Origin of the sequence: Pseudoalteromonas sp. SS15 (assembly GCF_049257195.1) — a bacterium.
Classification (GTDB): domain Bacteria; phylum Pseudomonadota; class Gammaproteobacteria; order Enterobacterales; family Alteromonadaceae; genus Pseudoalteromonas.
The window spans coordinates 174,509-190,839 of record NZ_JBMMUD010000005.1; the positions used below are offsets into that span (position 1 = coordinate 174,509).

Annotated in this window: 14 protein-coding genes and 1 pseudogene; 2 read left to right on the forward strand and 13 right to left on the reverse strand. The window is 37.1% G+C overall.

The features are described 5' to 3' along the window. Window position 1: 1 nt before the first annotated feature. From AAEU28_RS11980 to AAEU28_RS12015, 8 genes are all read right to left on the reverse strand, one after another. Entirely contained in the window at window positions 2–397 is a 396-nt protein-coding gene (locus AAEU28_RS11980) for a hypothetical protein (protein WP_421964325.1), read from the reverse strand. Between the two features lie 104 nt (window positions 398–501). Next, window positions 502–1,167 carry a hypothetical protein gene (locus AAEU28_RS11985; protein WP_421964326.1) on the reverse strand — a complete coding sequence of 222 codons (666 nt, stop codon included), beginning with the start codon at window positions 1,165–1,167 and terminating at the stop codon, window positions 502–504. Window positions 1,168–1,392: 225 nt separating this feature from the next. Further along, window positions 1,393–2,691: a PD-(D/E)XK nuclease family protein gene (locus tag AAEU28_RS11990; RefSeq protein WP_421964327.1), complete on the reverse strand. Its 1,299-nt coding sequence runs from the start codon at window positions 2,689–2,691 to the stop codon at window positions 1,393–1,395. Window positions 2,692–2,936: 245 nt separating this feature from the next. Beyond that, a complete protein-coding gene (locus AAEU28_RS11995; RefSeq protein WP_421964328.1) occupies window positions 2,937–4,001 on the reverse strand; it encodes a cell division protein FtsZ in 1,065 nt (354 codons plus the stop codon). Between the two features lie 65 nt (window positions 4,002–4,066). Next, the gene (locus tag AAEU28_RS12000; protein WP_421964329.1) at window positions 4,067–5,041 is read right to left on the reverse strand and encodes a transcriptional factor; all 975 of its coding nucleotides are present in this window, start codon (window positions 5,039–5,041) and stop codon (window positions 4,067–4,069) included. 369 nt (window positions 5,042–5,410) lie between these two features. After that, window positions 5,411–5,569: an acetyltransferase gene (locus tag AAEU28_RS12005; protein WP_421964330.1), complete on the reverse strand. Its 159-nt coding sequence runs from the start codon at window positions 5,567–5,569 to the stop codon at window positions 5,411–5,413. 1 nt (window position 5,570) lies between these two features. After that, window positions 5,571–5,966 (reverse strand): type II toxin-antitoxin system death-on-curing family toxin, encoded by a 396-nt coding sequence (locus tag AAEU28_RS12010; protein WP_421964331.1) that lies wholly within the window; start codon window positions 5,964–5,966, stop codon window positions 5,571–5,573. Window positions 5,967–6,181: 215 nt separating this feature from the next. Beyond that, on the reverse strand, window positions 6,182–7,039 hold the full coding sequence (locus tag AAEU28_RS12015) for a Fic family protein (protein WP_421964332.1): 858 nt from the start codon (window positions 7,037–7,039) through the stop codon (window positions 6,182–6,184). 65 nt (window positions 7,040–7,104) lie between these two features. On the opposite strand from AAEU28_RS12015, the pseudogene AAEU28_RS12020 reads away from it, so the two are divergent. Together AAEU28_RS12020 and AAEU28_RS12025 are read left to right on the forward strand one after the other, a co-directional pair. Further along, window positions 7,105–7,671 (forward strand): annotated as a pseudogene (locus AAEU28_RS12020) (tyrosine-type recombinase/integrase); the annotation flags it as partial. An 18-nt stretch (window positions 7,672–7,689) separates the two neighbouring features. Beyond that, on the forward strand, window positions 7,690–8,262 hold the full coding sequence (locus AAEU28_RS12025) for a hypothetical protein (protein WP_421964333.1): 573 nt from the start codon (window positions 7,690–7,692) through the stop codon (window positions 8,260–8,262). A 66-nt stretch (window positions 8,263–8,328) separates the two neighbouring features. Here AAEU28_RS12025 and AAEU28_RS12030 read toward each other — a convergent pair whose 3' ends face one another. The 5 genes from AAEU28_RS12030 to AAEU28_RS12050 form a co-directional block, all read right to left on the reverse strand. Beyond that, window positions 8,329–9,660 carry an anti-phage deoxyguanosine triphosphatase gene (locus AAEU28_RS12030; RefSeq protein WP_421964334.1) on the reverse strand — a complete coding sequence of 444 codons (1,332 nt, stop codon included), beginning with the start codon at window positions 9,658–9,660 and terminating at the stop codon, window positions 8,329–8,331. Window positions 9,661–9,717: 57 nt separating this feature from the next. Further along, complete coding sequence (gene rdrB / locus AAEU28_RS12035) at window positions 9,718–12,273, reverse strand: antiviral RADAR system adenosine deaminase RdrB (protein WP_421964335.1); 2,556 nt, start codon at window positions 12,271–12,273, stop codon at window positions 9,718–9,720. Further along, window positions 12,273–15,041 (reverse strand): antiviral RADAR system adenosine triphosphatase RdrA, encoded by a 2,769-nt coding sequence (rdrA, locus tag AAEU28_RS12040; RefSeq protein ID WP_421964336.1) that lies wholly within the window; start codon window positions 15,039–15,041, stop codon window positions 12,273–12,275. The genes rdrB and rdrA overlap by 1 nt, the downstream gene beginning before the upstream one ends. Before the next feature lies 1 nt (window position 15,042). Next, window positions 15,043–15,798, reverse strand: coding sequence for a hypothetical protein (locus tag AAEU28_RS12045; protein ID WP_421964337.1), 756 nt, complete (start codon window positions 15,796–15,798; stop codon window positions 15,043–15,045). 165 nt (window positions 15,799–15,963) lie between these two features. Further along, complete coding sequence (locus AAEU28_RS12050; protein ID WP_421964338.1) at window positions 15,964–16,290, reverse strand: restriction endonuclease; 327 nt, start codon at window positions 16,288–16,290, stop codon at window positions 15,964–15,966. Window positions 16,291–16,331 lie beyond the last annotated feature (41 nt).

Here is a 16,331-nt window from a genome sequence, read left to right on the forward strand (position 1 = left end):
CTTACCAACTCGCCACATTAAAGCCGATACGCATGTTGAAGTGCTCGTCAATCTTGCTATTGGTAATGTTATTTTTGCGTACGAATGTCTGATACGACATATCTACTCGCTCAACCGGTTTACCAAAAACAATGATGAAGTCTTCGTCTAGCTTAACTTCTGTTATCTCGAAAATTAGGGGGATATTCATCGTAGGTTTTATAACCGCCATACGATCACCCGCTTTCGCTGTAACTAGCTCATCCCAACCGTGTTGACCTTTTCCTAAGTCATAAATCGCACCTTTACCATAACGCTCGAAATGATTAATTTCTGTGCTTATCGCATTCGCTAGAAAACGTTTTACTTTATTTTCAGACTGATTGTTGCTGGTGGAGTTTGGTTGTGTGTCTAACATGAGTATTCCTTCAATATCTTTCTCATATCTGAGTTAATTCTTTGTTTTTGACGATATGAAAATCTTAACCGAGTAACGGCGACAACTTTTGTCGTCGCTCTATGCTACTTATTCTGCTGTTTACCAAGGTATGGATAATGTGCATCACCCCAAAGCGTATTGGGGTTATCCATCATTACGTTGATAATGACGGGCACTAATTGTTTCATGATGTTTACTGCATCTTTAAGCTGTGCCCTGTTAGCGCTACTGTTATAGGTAGCACCGCCATGCATTAATTGATTACGGAGGGTATATAAACGACTTAATACATTGGAGGCTAAAGCAACTGTATCTTGATTACCAAGCGCTGCGTTGGCCGCTTTTTTTGCTCTGCTGAATTTGTTTTGCCATTCAATCTCTTCGATTTTACCATTGTGAAAATCCCAAAAAGGCTGAAAAACATATTGGTTATTCATTAAGAGTCGAATACTAGAAGGGAATGTTTGCCATAAAATCTTATAGACTGACTGGCTTTGGTCTAAGTCCACCAGCTTTGCAATGAACTGGGTATAGGATTCCGCTTCAGTGCGTTTATGTGTTTCACCATTGCACGCATAAGCTGAATTAAACGCTATCCATAAGAATATGAACTGAGAATCTACGTCTTCGGTGCTGCATTGCTCTGAGCGTTCTAGCCAGCTCAAAGCTCTATGTACGCGAAGCGACAAATTGGTTGAAAAGGTCTCTTTGAGTTCTTGTTTCTTATGCTTAAGTAATGAAACTTCCATTTATATCCCTGCCACTTATCAGATAGGCGATTACTAACTTAGTCTGTTTTACTCGGTTTTTCCATCTTTTTTCATGAGGTTAATCAATTAACTAAGCTTTAAATCTGAAATTAATTTAAAGGCTTTCAATTTTTAAGTTAATTTCGTCGTTATAGTGTCCAGCCAAAACAGTTACGTACTTTGATTATTGAAGAAGCTATATATAATAGCTTCTTCGCTCTTTGTTTAGGCTAAATTGAACTCGCTCACTTTTTCCAAATTCTTTTTAATACAAACCGAAAGTTCTGAGTTAACAGACAAATCTAAATCTGAAAACTCACCTAAATTTGTAAGTTTCACTTCCTTTTGGTTTTTTCTAAACGGTTTATTGAAAGCTTCAGCAATATGATCGGCCAATGCATGATGAGCTTCATCGGAATACTTGCTAATGCACAGATTTAAAACATATTTAGCTTCATCAAGCTCTGTTCTATTTCGTTTAATTTCAAAACTAATGGGCCAATATTTGCCTTTTAAAAAATGCTTACCTAGCGTGAAATAGATGTTGTCCGCATGTAACTCAGTTAAAATTTCATTGCCAAACAGCTTCGAAAGCTTATCTTCTAATTCATCAAATTCATTTAAGCCATGTAATTGTTCAAAAACAGAATAATGTTGCTGAGTGACAGCAAGTAATTGTTGCGCTTCGTTATCAATTAAAGCTATTTGAGGCAATATCTTTGTAAAGTACAGATTAGGCGTTATATCAAGTAAGTGATAATTAGATGAATTGATTGTTATTTTATATTCTTCAAGCAGCCTCAATGTCTCACAATGCACCTTTGCGACTCTCTTGGTAATTTCATCAAATCTAGAATAATACTTATCTCGGGTTTCTTCCCACTCACCAAAAATAAAATCGTGAATATCTCTAAATTGAGTTTCAAGATACTTGCTGACCCTTCCCCGATCGATTAGATCTAACAAAGCGTCGCAAAGCCATGAATCATCTAACTGAATATATCTTGGGTCAAATTCATCGTTATGATCTTTTGACTCACTGTCTGACAAAATAAAAAGGTGAGACCACCCCTTGTAATTACTTTCTACCCAATCAGCATAAAAGCGCAGTTGGTTGCTATGTGCATACGAGCCATCTTTTCGCTCTATTGTAATAACAACCTTCTGGAATGGGTCTATCAAAAACAAATCTATAAATTTTTTTGTTCCCGTTTCATCGATCGCAAGTTCTCTAACAACTTGTATGTTAGATAAGCTCTTTAGTGCTATATCAGCTGAATTTGGTATCGTTCCTTCTTGAGTATTCTCAATAGATGAAAAAGCTGCATTGATTAAAGCTTTTAAAAAATACTCATTCTGCAAATGGCCTTCTTTGGGATTAAATAACCAAGCCAAAAGATCTGATTTTCGATTTTCATCAAACTTAATTAATTCCAGTGTTGATGAAACAACGCAACGATTCTCTAATGCTTGAAAGTCTTTATCGGTTATTAGACTTAGTAGATTTGTTATTAGTTTGCTCATTCTTTTAACCTTTGTATTAAGACTGCTCTCATGGATATGATTTTCTCAATGCTATAGGTAATATTCGTAATAACTGATTGTTATTCAACCTATATTTAAAAGCAGTCCATTCTAAATTTTTCAAAACTAACACTGTAAAGTAAATTGATAAATTACATCCTATTACATAGCCTTAGAATCGGTATAAATTGGCAACAAGCGCTACGCTATTCAACTCTATGGTTTTTAAGTGTCCCTAGCCCAATTCATTTTCTCACAGGTGCTGGGGCCTGTTTTCGAATAAGTGCCGGTATATCAAAAAGCTCATCAGTTTTCTTTGATTCTAACGGGGTAGATGGTGGCTCATCTGAGGTCGTAGACTCAGCCCCTGTGGCTATGATTAAGATTTCGTAGTTCATTTCGAGCTGTTCTATTTTAGAAGCGCCGCAGATCACAAGAGCTGAAGGACTGATTCTTTGACGAACAGTATCAGTGATAAAATTGTAATTACCGAGCGAGATTTCATCTTTGCAGTTTATTTGAATAATAACACCCGAACTTGATGCCATATCGACACTACTGACTAGCGGGTTCGAAAGCGCTTGCTCTAATGCAATTTGTAACTCATTCTCATCGTCGCATTTGCCCACGCCTAATACAGCATCACCCTGCGTATCCATGACCCGCACAAAGTCTCTCAAATCAACATTAATCAAACCTTGATAACAGAGCATGTCGACCATGGACTTAATAAGTGAATGCAAAATCTGGTTACTGTGTTTGAACGCATCAAACAAACCAACATCATTGCCTAATACTGCAATCAGTTGATCGTTGGGTAAGGTCACGACTGCGTTAGCGTACTGTCTTAATTCTTCTAAGCCTGTTTGAGCAATTTTATTTCTAAGCATTCCTTCACTACTAAAAGGTAAGGTCGCAATGCATATCACTGGCTTATTTTGCTCTTTGCCCAATTTAGCAATGTAAGGCGTCGCACCCGTTCCTGTTCCTCCACCTAACCCTGTTGCACACAGCAAAATATCGCACTCTGCGATTAACTCTAAAAGCTGCGCTTCGCTCTCTTGCGCTGCGAGCAAGCCAATTGCAGGATCTGCCCCAGCACCATATCCATGAGTTAACTCTGCGCCAATTAAAACAAATTGATCACTTTGCGTATGCTCAAGCACAACTTTATCTGTATTTACACTATAGAATTTGGCGAATTGATTGTGTTGCTCACCATATAGATGGTTGAGCGTATTACAACCGCACCCGCCTACGCCAAACACACCTATTGATAAACCGCCTGAATTTTCGATTAAATCAAACATAAACTACTCCTTACTATATGCAAGCAGCATAACAATCAGCTACGTCAAAATTTGACGCAGCAGATTTACAGTGAGTAATTAAGGTGTGATTGTTTCAGCTTATTGATTATTTGCTTACGAAGTGCAAATGGCTCTATGACTTCTAACCAGTCTGATGCTTTAAATAATCGCTCGAACAGTTGTCTCGTTTCTATTACCTTGAACGTTAAGATTGACTGCTTATTATCTAAAGCCTGTTTATTTATCAGTGTTCCGAATTCAATAAACCCTAAATTTACAACCGATTGTTCAGGTACTTTAATGACTAAATTTATTTCAGTCTCTCGTTTTCCTTTGTTGGTTGCTAAACGCAATGAGCTGATTTGCTCGGGGGTGGGTTCACGCCGTTGCTTTTGAAGTATTTTGATATTGCGAATACGATAAAGTGGGATTTGATAGCATTTATCATGCAGTGCGCCAACCATAAAGCTCGCCATTAAAACACCGCTTTCTTCTTTCAAATCGAAGAAGCTCAAATCATTGAACGTCAACCAATACGCATCATCATAAATCGTTCGACACACTTCGGCACTTACAGCACGTTTATATTTTATTGCATGCTCTATTTGTTCAATGACTTTGCTATCTGTTTTGACTGTCACAGAATCATTGTGCGCATATGTAAGCCAGTCGGGTTTATTACCATTCAGTCTATTCAACGCATGTTCAGCTTTATTGCGAATGTCGTTTTTCACATCAACGGGGAGCGACTGAGGTAACAACTGCTCTAATAACAGATAATGCTGAGCCAGCTCACTGCTCATAATAGTTGCACTACTGCGCCAAATCGGGTTAATAAACCATGTAAATGGTTTAATGCGCGAATCTTTTTCTAGTCCAAAACAATTTTGCTCATAGAGGGCTTGTAAGTCTCGCTGCAACATACGTTCATTCAGCTCTAAGCCACTTGAACGCAACTTTTGCTGCAGCTGCTTTACTGTAATCGAGCTCGGCCCTGTTGGTATAAGCTCTAAAATAGCGAGATGACGGTGCGAATTCATGCTTTTTATATTAAATGTTTTTGGTCCATTTAAGAAATCACTCCCAGCTTTGAATAATGTCTTTTTGAGGTCGTAGGGCAAACACCCATTCTTTCCCCTCTTTTGCTTTATCAAATAAGTTTAATTCGACCAAACCATTCAGTGCATCGCGAGCTGTGTTATCAGAGCAACCAAGACTCTCTCAAAACTTCCAAAATCATTTGCCATTACTCGATTCACTTTTCCGATTTCAAATTAACATTAATGAGTAATAAAGCTGTCAAGCCGATGGGTGTCTAAGATCAAGAAGGAAAAGTCTGTAAGGCTAGTTATATAAAGAACTGCTTTATTATAGAAAAAAACGGCCACAATTATGCAGCCGAGAAAGGATTACATTGAAGCCAACTTTGTTAATGTTTTTGCTTGGCGAAGCTTAACCAGATTGGTCTCTGATCTAACAATCTGTCTGCCTTCATTCGTTTTCAAATCAATATCTGACTTCACTTTAATTGAAGGTCTTTGCACTAGTTTTACGCCATAGTCTTTCATTTTATACCTCTTGAGAAGCTACGTAAGAAGAATACAATAAATCTGCAAATTGACCAATACTTAACTCACCCAGCACTAAGTCAACCATCGCATCTGCCAACATGTCATTATCTATTTTAATTTCAAAATCATTAATCGAAAGATATTCGAGGCAAGTTATAAACCCTGTTCTTTTATTTGCGTCAGAAAATGCATGTGCTACAGCAATTGAATGTGCATATTTTGCTGCTATTTCAAAAACATCATCAAGCCCATCATAACAAATAGCATTATCGATTCTTGCTAAGGCACCTTCCAATTTCCCTAGATCATTCCGACCTACAAACCCAGGCTCAGTAGCTTGAATATAAGCGTTAATCTCTACAACTCGCTCTGTAGGGAATATGAGTGTATCCATATTTAGCTCTTTTTTAATAAGGTCATCGCATCATATATCAAATGCGTTCAAATTATTAAGATACACAGATAATTTTTTGCGAAATTTTAACGTAACTTTTGCTGCAGCTGCTTTACAGTAATCGAGCTCGGTCCTGTTGGTATGAGCTCTAAAATGGTGAGATGACGGTGCGAATTCATGCTTTTTATATTAAATGTTTTGGCCCATTAAAGAAATCACTCCCAGCTTTGAATAATGTCTTTTTGAGGTCGTAAGGCAAATACCCATTCTTTCCCCTCTTTTACTTTATCGAATAAGTTTAATTCGACCAAACCATTCAGTGCATTGCGAGCTGCGTTGTACGAGCAGCCTAAGTTTTCTTTCACATTCACAGCAGTAAATTTTTGTGACTTACCATTCTTAGCAACCATCACAATGGTTTTTTGCTTATCGTTAAGCTTACTTAATAACCCAGAGTCCCATAACCAACGAGAGAAAGCTTCTGACTCTTTTAAATTGGTTTCGTAGGCAAGCTTGAACTCGCTGATTGCTCGAGTGATTATCTTGCATTGATAGTCAATAAAGTAAGTTAAATCGAGTTCATCACTTTCGGTATATAAGTAACTTTTTCCATATTGGATTGGTGCAGCTTTAAGCAGCACACTAATAGCAATATACCTAAATGCCGCATAATCATTCTTAAACATGAACCAATAGAACAATGACCTAGCAACTCGACCATTTCCGTCTCTAAACAGGTGTTCAAAGCCAATCACAAAATGCATCACGATTGCTTTAATCAAGGGATGCATAAATTGATTACTTTCTTCATCTTGGTTGTCTTGATTCACCCACTCGAAAAATTGCTCTAGTCGCTCATCTATTCTCTCAGCAGGTGGCGGCGTATGAACCGTGTTACCTTCTGAGTCTGCAACTTCTACATCGTCAGTTTGGCGAAATACACCTGGGTGATACTTTTCATCATCGATGTTTTCAACACCTACTTGATGCATTTCTTGGATCAATTCAATCGATAGACGTTTATGACTATTTTTCCAAGCAAATTGCATCATCTTAAAGTTACCGATGTTCATCTTTTCATCTATTGTTCTAGGCTTTCTGGCTCGCTTAAGCAAATCTTTTGCAACTTTGGTGGTGGTTACCCGAGCTTATGGAAAAACTCAGTCGTGCGAGTATCAAATACACAACTCGTATACTGATTGAGTGGCAACGTCATACTATGTGCCGCCCTTCTGAAGCAGCAGCTGAAAAATGGGAAGAAATCGATTTCAATAACAATATTTGGATTACCCCAGCAGAAAGAATTAAGATGAACCATGAACATAAAATTCCTCTGACTGATAAAACTTTAAAATTACTTGAGTTAATGAAACCTGTTAGTGGTCATCGAGAATATATCTTCCCAGCAGATAGAAACCCTAGAACTCATATTAATGCTCAAACCGCTAATATGGCAATCAAACGCATGGGGTTAAAAGGCGAGCTCGTTGCCCACGGCATGAGAGCCCTTGCCAGCACAATATTAAATGACAAAGGCTTTGACCCAGATCTTATTGAGACTGCTCTAGCCCATGTTGAGAAAAATGAGGTTAGACGCGCTTATAACCGCGCTGAATATATAGAACGCCGTAGAGAAATGATGCAATGGTGGAGTGAGTGTATACGTACTCCAGAAAACCATTTTGATCTCACTTCAAAACTATAAAAATGGATAACGTACCAAATGAATGGAAAGTTTAATCACTGGAATTATTTCATTGCACTAGAGCAAGATCTTGAGAAGCTGGCAAGATATATTGAGTTCTCAGAAGCAAACTTTGCGACTTTTTCTATTGAGTTGGCTCATTTGCTCTTAGCGACATCGTCAGAAATAGATGTTGTAATGAAAGCACTATGTAATCTAAAACAACCCCAACAAAAGCACGCTAATATTAATGATTATAAAAAAACTATGGCGTATTTCTTTCCTGATTTTAATGAGCAGGAATGTTACATGCATAGATATAATTTAAAATTTCAACCTTGGTTAAGTTGGAAAGATGGAACTACCCCATCATGGTGGCGGAGTTATAATAATGTGAAGCACCAAAGAGATACTTACTTTCAAGAAGCTAATTTAAAGAACACCTTGAACTCAATAGCTGCATTGCGAATGTTATTATTGTATTACTACAGAGAAGTTCTATCGCAGGACCATATTCACGGCTTTAATGATGTAACTCGAAAGCTGATGCCAAAGTCTTCGCTAATAGAAACAACAAATAGCTATGATTATGAAAGTGTCTTTGTGGGTTAATTATTCCTTAAAAATTAACCACTGATTACGATAAAACAGTGGTTAATAAAAATGTTTAGCAAATCTTTAAATGAGAGGAGAAAAAATAGAGCCTTTCTCAGGAGTGAATAACCTTTGATATAACCGGCATGCTTCAGTATCTGTCATAGAAGATAGATAGTCTGCTATAACACGCTCTACAGGTGTGCTTTCATTTATTTTTTGATAAACGATTTTTGGCAATAAAGCCTTTGGCTTGGAATGTAAAGCACTAAACAAGTCAGTTATAATTTTTTGACCTTTATACTCCAATGTTTGTACGCTTGGTTGAGCTATGACATTTTCATACACATAACCTTTGAGAGCATTCAGTATCTCAGCTCTATCACTACTCATTTGACACTGAAAATCTAATAACGGGCTTTCAAATTTATCTTGTTTGCCTATATTCGTACCATGCACTAGTGTTGAGATAATGCCACTAATTGCCGCTTTTGTTTCTTCCAATTTGCCAGTTGATAGGTTCTTTATTAAATAATATTTATCAGGAGAATCCCACTTCTGAGTATATAAAGAAGACAACTCCTCTAGCTGTAGTGAAAGCTCATCACAAACCTGCTCATTGTGTAAAAGCCCCATAACTAGAGCATCTTCTAAGTCGTGTACACCATAAGCAATATCATCGGCACACTCCATAATACTTGCGTCAAATGAGTGGTATTTCGTTTTCGGCTTCTTGTCACTCAGATCGACTGAAGAAAATAATTCTTTATCTCTGTCACATAGAGGCGATAAAACCCAATCTAACTCCTCTCTTTCAGAATCGTGGATACATTTTGGAGGTGACCATTTAGTTATATCAACAGAAGTATTTTCCTCACTAATTGGATAAACCTTGTTATAGTCACAATGCAAAGCCGGATACTTTATAACCCCCAGTAATGTTCGACGAGTGAGGTTGTAACCATTTTGACTAGAATACTCGCCTAATCTAGTTAATATCCTGAATGTTTGACCATTGCCTTCAAACCCACCAGCACCATGTAAAAAGTAATTTAAAGTTCTCTCACCATTATGGCCAAATGCGGGGTGACCTAAATCATGGGCTAAACAAATAGTTTCTATCAATGGTATTGGTGGGATCCACTCCTTTACTTCAGGATGCTTATTCCAACTTTGAGAAGCTAAAAAGCCTAACCTGTGAGTAATTGAATTCCCTATTTGCGCAACTTCCATGGAGTGAGTAAGTCGAGTTCTGAAGAAGTCACTTTCACCCACACCATGAACTTGAGTCTTTGCTTGCAGCCTGCGAAATGCAACAGAATTTATAACCCGGCTTTGATCAATCCTAAAGAGATAATCTGGCGATAAATTCGATTTTTTTTGTCTTTCTTGACGTCGTTCTACCCATTGTTTCATATATGCTCCTTATTTAAACAATTGGTTAAAAACTCTTTTTTAGAGTTACAAATATATTTAATTATTAAGCCAAGAGAGATGGTTCCTTTTAAAGATATCAACACCTCTTTGCCTGACTTTGTCTATCCAGTCTTCAGCCTTGTTGGCTCCCACTTCATAGTGGCTTATTGCCATATTTTTTAAAACTCTGTGTTCATTTTCAATGGTCGTAGGCATAAGCGCTGCATCATCTGTATTAACACAAACAGTAACTGAGCCTCTACGAAGACCATAGTTATTAAATTTTTCGCCTTTGTCTAGCCAATTTTGATCCGGCGGATCCCACCTAAAAATTGGGTGTTCATAATAATGTTCGAATCGACCTATATAGATATTTGAAGTTGGGCAAGCCTCGATGATGATCTCTTGGGCTGCATACTTCTCCATTTGAAAATCTTGAATAGCCTCGTAAAGCTCCAGCTCCGCAGCAGATACCGAGTCATAATAGCGACCCTCTTCAATACCGAATGGCACTTCACTATATTGTGGCAGGCAATTTACAATCACAGGGGTTTTTCTTCGCTCAAAATGAGCGTTTTCAAGTGTGCCGGCTAAAATATACTTACGCCAAAGCTCAAAGACATCACTCGCTAAATGGGTTTTATTTACTTCAGTAAAATCCACTACCCACTCTTGATAACCACTTTCGAATGGATGTACCGCGGGGGTACCTGTATCGTTAGCATTTAAGTTCAGCGTTTCAGGGCAGTTTCTTCTTAGCTTCCAAGCTTCAAATAGCTCTCGTGGACTATATTTACTATTCACATAAAGTTTAAGCGACCAGAAATCTATTTTTTCTTGAAGTAAATGTAAGACTCCAGTGAACTCTGGCGCTTTTTGTATTACTTCGAGCGCCTTTTGATAACACCAAACCAAATTATCTAAGTGATCACCCAATGTAACATATGCGGTCCCCTGCCTTTGCGCCCATTGCTCAGGCATCACACCTAGAGCAAGTGCATGCCCTAGCCTATCGCCACTTTTAAAATCACAAAATAGTACAGCTTCATCAATAGCTCTTAGACCTGAAAGTAAATGGCTGTAATCTTCACCTGAGTGGATCGTTAAAAATGGCCTTTGATGGCGTTTAGTAAAATGATTAGAGGGGTGCTTTGCTGCTCTTAAAGCTCTAAGAGCAGGCGCAAATACTTCTATGGAAAGTTCATTTTCATTACCCGCAACATCGTAACCTCTAATTGCTTTACGCAAGTCTATGGTTTGTGATTCTGATAATTTCTTACCTAACTTATAGTCACTGAGTTCTTGCTGTGAAAATGATACAGAGCCATGAAATTGCTGTAAGGCTCTAACTTGCTTTTTTAAATTAGCTCTAAATACTTTTTGATACTTATCTTCCCGCTTGGCTAAATCACCTTTTAGACTTCGAGAAAAATGAGCAACAAAATGAATATTTTCAGTAAGTGAATGCTTAAACGCAGATTCAAGCGCTTTATGTAATTTATTAGGGTTTGCATAACCCTTATCATGTACAATTAAACCAGGTGAAATGCGAAATTCTCGATAAGTTTTGCTATCAATATCGGCGACTAAGCCGTCATCCATGGGGTTATCTTGCTTATTTAAATCTCGCTTTTTTCGGGCGCGAAAGCCAAATGACTCTACAAACTGGCCAAGCCCCGTTCCCCAAACAATCATATAATTGCGTAAAATATTACTGCTTCTTACAAATTGAGAAGTCATTTTCGATGTACTTTTAAAGTTTGCTAATACACCCAAACAAAATAATACCCAACGAATGTCTGAGCGCACAGGCTTACAATGAGAGGCTAAATACGCTTTTTGAGACAAGCTATGCGCACTATTGGTCTTCAAGTAAAAAAATGCTTGGCACTCTTTTGCCGTAACGTTGATATTTGTAAAGCTTAGAGGTTTATCACAAGGTTTAGAAAAAGCAGACTCAACAAGTCTATTTGCTAATAGGCTTACCGATGCTGGCAAATCTTGTTTTTTATACACTCCACTTTCAAACAATGTATTTTCAGCGCGGTTTGGCCAACCGTCAGCAGTTAAACTTTGGCAATAAAGAGCAAAACTTAACATCGATGGCCCTGTGTGACCGTGACCACCTAGGTGCACATGATTATCAGCGAATGGCTGAGTTAATCTATCTTTAGCCAGTGCATGCGGGCATTGATTATTTACAATACAGTCAATCACTTCTTTACTAGAGAAGCCATGGCCATTTTCTAAATCACAATAGGCTTGAGCAATGATCCAACTGCCATCAATTAAACTTAATAATTGCAACCATTGCTCTAGCTTATTTGGCTTTACTTCAAAGTGACAGCCCTGCCACTCTAAAAAAGTGTTAGCCAAACGTGACAATACATCTTGAACGCTAGGCTGTTTATCATAACCAAATGCCAGTAATTGATTAACAACGTCTTCATTTCGCAGCTTTCGATTACAAAATATTTCGTAGTCGAAAGGATAAGTTTGAAAGCGTTTAAAAAACGCTTTGCCAAGCACATCGTCTTTTGCAAGTTGCTCTAGTGCTTTATCTGAGGTTAAAAACGTAATGTCACTAATATGTGTATCACTGACAACAAACATTAATCAGTATATCCCGCTTGATAAAGTGCTATTAGGAAGTTTAATTCTTTATCACCGTTAACCTCTTGAAGATTAAATCTACTCATTTTCCCTTTTAGATGTTCGGTATAAAATTGATCTATTTTTTCTCTCAGGCTTACATCTGACTCTTCGATTCTATTGAAAAATGAGCTTTTTCTTTTTACTCCGTTTGCTCCTAGCTTAGTTTTGCTCAACAACGTTTCCACAGCTTCTCTTAACTCTTGTGATAGCACTTCTTTAGATAAAGCCTTCTCTTCTTTTGGCTTTTTATTTTCACCTAATTTAATAAAGGCCTTACATTCATTTTTCTTAACAAAATCATTGATTAAATTGAAAACAGGATGACTTTCCAATGCTTTTATAAATAACCTTTGTGGAGCATTAGTGTCTGGTATTTCGTCTTCTAAAATAGTTCTATTTGCAGTCAGAGTTCTATCAGAATTTCTAAACCTCTCTGGATTCCGGATTGTTTCTTGAGTTTTTGTAATAGCAACATTTGCAGTGACAGCTGTACCTTCAATCATTGCTGTATGTGCAGCATTAACGAGCATTAGTTCAAAACGTTTGATATGGTCGGTCAAATGCTCATCGTGATAATCCGTCTCTTTCTTAAAAAAACTGTCCATTTTAAATGAGTTAAAAGCAGTAAAAGTTTTATTAAACATATATACAAAAATAGGTAGCAGCTTATCAGGTGCAACTTGTTTCAAAAGCTTAGCGTTATCTTCTTGCCATTGAGTAATTTTGGCTGAGAGTACAGCAGAGACTCGCTCTCTTCTACCTAGCTCTTTAAAATGCTCTTTATCTATTTCTAGCTCATCTGATTCGGTTAGCGTGTCGTCTTCTATTGCTTTTGTAGGGGACATATTGAAAATGCAATAAAACGGTCTTCTACTTAATATTCCATTTAAGCTATTGGCTATACTATTATCACTTTTTACAGTTAAGAAAGAATAAGTAATTATTTCGAAAGCTCGACTCATAAACACAAATCGGTAGTCATTTTTGAGTTTTGAGTAAACATCAGTATGAATAAATACACTGATAAGTAGCTCACTTAAGCTACAACTCACTTGGCTTGCATCTGTATCCTTCGAATCCGTCTTCTCTTTTTGAGGTATAGCAATTTCTGTATTATCACCCTTTATAGCAGATTTAACGGTTCCCAGAGTTATAGCGCTTTTTTTATTAAAAAACTCAATAGGAGGCATACTACTTAGTGACCTGTCATGTTCGGTAAATCTATCCTCTAACAAAGCTACATTTTCTATTAACCACTTGTCGTTAGATGTTTTAGATCTATCAGTAGGTCTTAGCATGTGGGGGAAGTTAAGTGATTTTAATTGTGATGCATAGAATTTTTTAGACGCCCATTTAGTATAATCCTTAGCCATTTGCACTTGCTGGATAGGGTTAAAACTAGGTAAGTCTAATATATTGAATGGTTGGTTTTCATCTCGGTTTTTTAACGTTAAATAAGAGTTAACATTACTATAAGCTAACCCCTCTTGCTTTTGCTCAGCCCAGTTTATGTAGCTTTTCCATAGTTTGTAGCTTATACCTTTATCAGATTTAGCTTTTATCAAATCATCAGGGGAGATAGTACGAGCAAGCTGAGTAAACTCCCTTGCAAATTCAGGAGCAGGCCAATCTTTTAAAACTTCTTCGTTCTTACAAAGAGGATAAAATTCATTTTTAAGTAACATTTCATATTCGCTATATTTTAACCAAAATTTCTCCTCTTGGCTTTTATCACTACTAGGCGGAATAGGTCTATCTGTAGTTTTAAAACTAAGGGTTGGGTAAATATAATGAACAGGTAGCAATGTTATACGCATTTGGTTAGGAAACACTTTGGTTAAATACGCATTTGTTAGGTTTTTAGCTATCTCTTTACCTTTATCTACGAGCCTATCGTCTTTTGTTTTATCCCTATATGCCTTTTCATCAAAATGAACATTGACCATTTGCTCATATAAACTGTAATCACCACTGACGATAGGGATAATATACGGGCATCCCAATAATCTGCGTACCTCGTCTACTACTTCGTATGCGCGATCTAATGCCATATCAACATCGTCAATGGGTAAGGCAATTGCGCTACTTCCTAACAAATTAAGTGCAGCCTCAACATAATCGTGAAAACGACTCTCAATGTTGATACCCGACTTATATTGCAAAATTTTGTCAATACCATTACAGCCTTCAAACTCTTCTTTTTTTCCTAAAGAATCAGCTAGTTTTTGAAGCTTTTTATAAAATTGTTGCTTGCTGTCTTCGCCTATATTGCCACTAGATACACAACAGTCTGTATTATTTAATACCTTATCTACCTCTGTATAGATTTGGGCAATAATCACATTGGCAAAGTTATCATGGTCAACCAGCATGGTGGGGTCTATGGCTTGCAAAAAATGAATGCTCCCCGCAACATCTTCACTACTTTTTTTACAGTGCGCTTGCCACATGGCTTCGCAATTGCGTAAAAATACGGTTTTACCCGTACCTCTTGCACCATTTATCAAAATTGAGTTATGAGAGAGCCATGTTTTATGTTTATTTTCTGTTCGCGCATTTCTATACGCAATTGCATCTTTTACAAACGATTTAAGCTTATCTACTAACTTATCTCGTGCTTCGTATTGCCAGAATTCTTTGTGGTTTTGATCTGTTGGTTCATTCAACGATACAAAATCGTCACGATACTCTTCTTTTGTTAAATCTAATAAATATGTTGTTGCCATTTTACTTCTTTAGTCCTTTTACCCATTTGAACGCACTATCATGAACTTTAAAATGATCGCCCATTATTTCTCTATCTCGGCGATCAGTTACGTTTTCGACAAGGCTATATATTGCTGCTAATGTTTCTTGTTTGATTAATTTTGATTCTTCTTCACACGCATCACTTAATGCAATCTCATATTCTCGTTTTAGGCGTTGCAGATGAAACATCATTGTTTGGTTTCTAATTGAGCTTGATGTATAACCAAATAATCTATTCACCATATAACAAGCAACGAAGCTCATTAAAGATACAATTCCAAGCCCTAAAACTGTTTCTTTAAAGAAATAAATTGAAAGTAATCCTGGAAAAAATAAGCATCCTAACGCTAATAAAAAGCTTTGTTTTTTCCGCCAACGACCCTCTATAACCTCTGTTGTATTTTTAGTAGGCCAATTTCTAAAACTAACGCAAATAGAAAACAAAGAAGTGGGCATTAACGCTAACCATATATAGTTAACATCAAATCCATCCCAAACCGCTGACTGTTCAAATAAGTTTAAGTCTTTGATGAACTCAGACGCTACAAACAGACTAATTAGTGTTGTAGCCCAAACAGAAAAAATCACAGATAGACTTCGAGTCAACTTACTGAGCTTATCTGCATTCTCATGTGCAGGCTTATATATTTTCTCAATTAACCAATTTATTTCACTGATCACAGAGTCATCTTCTGAGATATGTTCGATTCGTCCTGGAAAGTTACTACAACTCATCCTTACCTCTTTTCATAAAAAACTACAGGTATAACTTTCTTGCGCTTCAACACGCTTGGTGGCTTTTACATTTAAGCTTTAATTTACTGGGTATTTAAACTTCCAAAAAGTAATCACTATCTATTGCATTTACTTCAAAAATTTGTTTTTTTAGTGACGCCTAAATCATGAGAAAGCATCAGCTCTGTTCATGTCTAAGGCACCTTCAAAAGCTTGTATTTCTGGCCTATCTACTGTTTTATTCGAGTAGCGTTTAGCCTGTAGGTGAATCATTTCAAGACCTAGCTTGTCTTCTTTGATTATGCCGTCAATTCCAAAGTCTTGGGTGTATTGTGTTGCACTCCCTGCATCTCTACGAGAACCGCCATAACCCATTGCTAGCATTAAATCGACAACTAGGTTTTCAAAAAACTCTGGCGAGGCTTTTAATATTGCGTAAAGCAACTCTTCCTTGACCGAGGCATTGATAGCCTCAATTTCGGATTCTATCACTTCAAATGGGGTTTGTTGATTACTTGAGATTACAGCCTGTT

Coding starts and splice junctions, on each gene's coding strand:
- AAEU28_RS11980 (WP_421964325.1), bottom strand. CDS start 397: ATGTTAGACACACAACCAAACTCCACCAGCAACAATCAGTCTGAAAAT.
- AAEU28_RS11985 (WP_421964326.1), bottom strand. CDS start 1,167: ATGGAAGTTTCATTACTTAAGCATAAGAAACAAGAACTCAAAGAGACC.
- AAEU28_RS11990 (WP_421964327.1), bottom strand. CDS start 2,691: ATGAGCAAACTAATAACAAATCTACTAAGTCTAATAACCGATAAAGAC.
- AAEU28_RS11995 (WP_421964328.1), bottom strand. CDS start 4,001: ATGTTTGATTTAATCGAAAATTCAGGCGGTTTATCAATAGGTGTGTTT.
- AAEU28_RS12000 (WP_421964329.1), bottom strand. CDS start 5,041: ATGAATTCGCACCGTCATCTCGCTATTTTAGAGCTTATACCAACAGGG.
- AAEU28_RS12005 (WP_421964330.1), bottom strand. CDS start 5,569: ATGAAAGACTATGGCGTAAAACTAGTGCAAAGACCTTCAATTAAAGTG.
- AAEU28_RS12010 (WP_421964331.1), bottom strand. CDS start 5,966: ATGGATACACTCATATTCCCTACAGAGCGAGTTGTAGAGATTAACGCT.
- AAEU28_RS12015 (WP_421964332.1), bottom strand. CDS start 7,039: ATGAACATCGGTAACTTTAAGATGATGCAATTTGCTTGGAAAAATAGT.
- AAEU28_RS12025 (WP_421964333.1), top strand. CDS start 7,690: ATGAATGGAAAGTTTAATCACTGGAATTATTTCATTGCACTAGAGCAA.
- AAEU28_RS12030 (WP_421964334.1), bottom strand. CDS start 9,660: ATGAAACAATGGGTAGAACGACGTCAAGAAAGACAAAAAAAATCGAAT.
- rdrB (WP_421964335.1), bottom strand. CDS start 12,273: ATGTTTGTTGTCAGTGATACACATATTAGTGACATTACGTTTTTAACC.
- rdrA (WP_421964336.1), bottom strand. CDS start 15,041: ATGGCAACAACATATTTATTAGATTTAACAAAAGAAGAGTATCGTGAC.
- AAEU28_RS12045 (WP_421964337.1), bottom strand. CDS start 15,798: ATGAGTTGTAGTAACTTTCCAGGACGAATCGAACATATCTCAGAAGAT.